The organism is Syntrophorhabdaceae bacterium, from assembly GCA_028713955.1.
Classification (GTDB): Bacteria; Desulfobacterota; Syntrophorhabdia; order Syntrophorhabdales; family Syntrophorhabdaceae; genus UBA5609.
The window spans coordinates 1-2,575 of record JAQTNJ010000364.1; the positions used below are offsets into that span (position 1 = coordinate 1).

The window sequence follows — 2,575 nt, forward strand, 5'->3', positions numbered from 1 at the left end:
AGTGATGCTAGTATTTTCAATATCACGTTAAAGCCTCCTAATAGCCTCAAGGTTCGATTATCTGTTCCTTGCTTATATTGTCTTGTCTTCTACTATTAAAGTCTAAATTTCGGCAATTCATCTGGTAAGCCGTCGCAGCTATGATCGACCTGGACAATTCCCTCATCAATGCTGAGGCTACTGCCAGGTTCCCGATTCCCAGGTTCCTTATGATTTCTATGTTCAGGTTGTATTGATATTTCCACACTAACATCATGTCATTGCTTGTTTCTCTGTACATTACGATTTTTAAATCTATCATATCTTCCTTACAGTGCTTGATTACTTCTTTGATTTTATCATCTTTGCTAACCATTCTCTGTCTTCCTCCGTAATCTCGCTGATTACCAAGTCATTTCCTATTCCTGTTACTGTCATCCATCTTTTGTCGTTGTACACTTCGAAGTTCCCTCTCTGATTTTTATGTTTTCCTCTCAACCATACGTGAATCCCACCATTGGGGCTTACTTCACAGTAGGTCTTCTCTACGTATCTGTCTGTTAATTCTGTGATCCAAGGTTCATGATCCCCGTCGATCACTACGTAGTCACCAGTCAATACAAAGCCGACTCTGTCGGCTTTGGTTGGGATGTGTCTTCCTGATCTGCATTTTGGACATATCAGGTGTGTCATGTTATCCATTAGGTGATGTTCGTTGAAGTTTGTGTCTATTAGCATAGGTAGTTTACAGCATTCCGGTTGTTGTCCTATCATCACTTTTATCAGTGATTGCCAGTTCGCCTGGTCCAGTGCATTAGCCACTCGACCAGTCGGGTCGAGTGGCTTCTTATCTTGGTTTACTGGTTTCCATGAAATCCAATGGTCGATTGTTGTTAGTTCTGGTGGTATCATTGGATTATTCCTTCTTCCATTAGTTGTATTTTTGCTTTTACCATCACTTCATGTTCTTTACTCGTTGATGGTTTCCAGTCACTGTCATACTCTCCAATGATCATTAGCATTGCCCTGTATCTTATCAGTTCGTTTTTCATTTTATTTGTTTGTTCTTCCTGTTTCCACTTATTTGTATTTACTGTTCGTAATGCATTTGCATATGCACATATTAATGCACTCTGTGGATTTCTTTCATATGCATCTGCTATGAATTTGTTTTTTTTTGTTATTCTTGCATAACATTGTATGTCTTCACTCATTGCTGTACATTTTGATGTATCTATTGACCATTCTCTTGTGTTCAGTTGTATGTATATTATTCTTTGTATCGTTTCTTCTAACCAATTATTTGTCAGTGTTGCTTCTTCTTTTAATCTCATCGCTTTTACTATGTTATCGTGTGTGTTCATGTCATAAAGTGCCATTACTTCTAGTGCTTTGCTCGTTTCTTCATCAATTTCAACCATGTCTTCTCAACTCCACTATTCCAATCGCTTGTTGAAGTAATCTTCATTTGGGAAATGTCCAGTTGTAGTCATTATTCCGTTGTCAATACAAATGCACATTTGTTTATAGTTCATTTCTCCCTTGTGTAATTTTGTTTGGCATTTGATTATGTTTGGGCAGTATTCACACATCCAATTAACTAATAATTTGCATACATGTTTCTGGTCATATACCATGTTCTAGTCACTCCTTATTACATGAAATATCGGATTTTTACTTCTCCATGTTGTCCAGCATCCACCTGATTTTACGTGTTTTGGTATTTTTTCTGGATGTTTATCGCAGTGATAACACGATTTAAATTTCATTCCTTTGTATCCAGGTGGATACGTGCTTACCAGTATGCAGTGTACTTCATCAGATGTATTTGCAATGTCGATGTTTCTTTCTTTATATCCGTAGTTTCCGTTCCATGTGAATGTCTTTGGTGATTTGATGTCAATTGGTATTTCCATTTCGATTGCAATCTCCTCTGCCCATATGTCAATTCCACCGACTGGTGAATGTCCTGAGCATAGTGTTATGCTACCATGAGTTGCCAATCCATCCGTTAGTATTTTCTTTATTAATCTCTTTGCTGTATCTTCTGATTTCGATGTGAACTTGTTTTTACCATGTCCTACTATTCCAATTATATACATCTGATCACCTTTCGAATCTACTACAATCGTTTGCCGCAGCACTCTTCAAGCCGACGCTCGCCGCGCGAGCGTCGCCGAGCCGCGCGAGGGTAGCTTGAAGTTGGTGCGAGGCATTTATCTACCACACCCTCCCTTCCCACTCTGGAATGATCCCTTCCAGGGATCTTCTGATGGACTGTAGCTGTATGTCTTCTCTGAACGTTGGCACTTTTACTTTGTGCTCTTGGCAGAATGCGTAGTACTCTCTCATGATCCTGATGTACGTTTTTCCTTTTAGTTCATGCATGTGCATGGTTTTCCATGCTAGTCTGTGTGTCTTGCACCAATTTTGTCGTTTTGTCTGGACTAGTTCAGTTAATTCATGTTCTTTTTCTATCATCTCCTTAATCCAGTCAGGCACTTGTGCCTGTTCTTGCTGTTCGTTCTCGTCTTCAAACTCTGCCCAACTTGTTCCCAGGTCCATTTCAGGTTCTTGGAATTCTGGTGTCCCTGGT

The 2,575-nt window shown here is 39.5% G+C and carries 5 protein-coding genes; all 5 read right to left on the reverse strand.

All coding sequences use genetic code 11. The features are described from left to right. Positions 1-46: 46 nt before the first annotated feature. The gene (locus tag PHU49_17075) at positions 47-355 is read right to left on the reverse strand and encodes a hypothetical protein (GenBank protein MDD5245722.1); all 309 of its coding nucleotides are present in this window, start codon (positions 353-355) and stop codon (positions 47-49) included. Continuing rightward, positions 322-891, reverse strand: coding sequence for a hypothetical protein (locus tag PHU49_17080; protein MDD5245723.1), 570 nt, complete (start codon positions 889-891; stop codon positions 322-324). The genes PHU49_17075 and PHU49_17080 overlap by 34 nt, the downstream gene beginning before the upstream one ends. Next, a complete protein-coding gene (locus PHU49_17085; protein ID MDD5245724.1) occupies positions 888-1,400 on the reverse strand; it encodes a hypothetical protein in 513 nt (170 codons plus the stop codon). The genes PHU49_17080 and PHU49_17085 overlap by 4 nt, the downstream gene beginning before the upstream one ends. A gap of 219 nt (positions 1,401-1,619) precedes the next feature. Further along, complete coding sequence (locus PHU49_17090; protein MDD5245725.1) at positions 1,620-2,081, reverse strand: hypothetical protein; 462 nt, start codon at positions 2,079-2,081, stop codon at positions 1,620-1,622. Positions 2,082-2,199: 118 nt separating this feature from the next. After that, positions 2,200-2,575 (reverse strand): hypothetical protein (locus tag PHU49_17095; GenBank protein MDD5245726.1); only part of this gene is annotated, 376 nt, incomplete at its 5' end.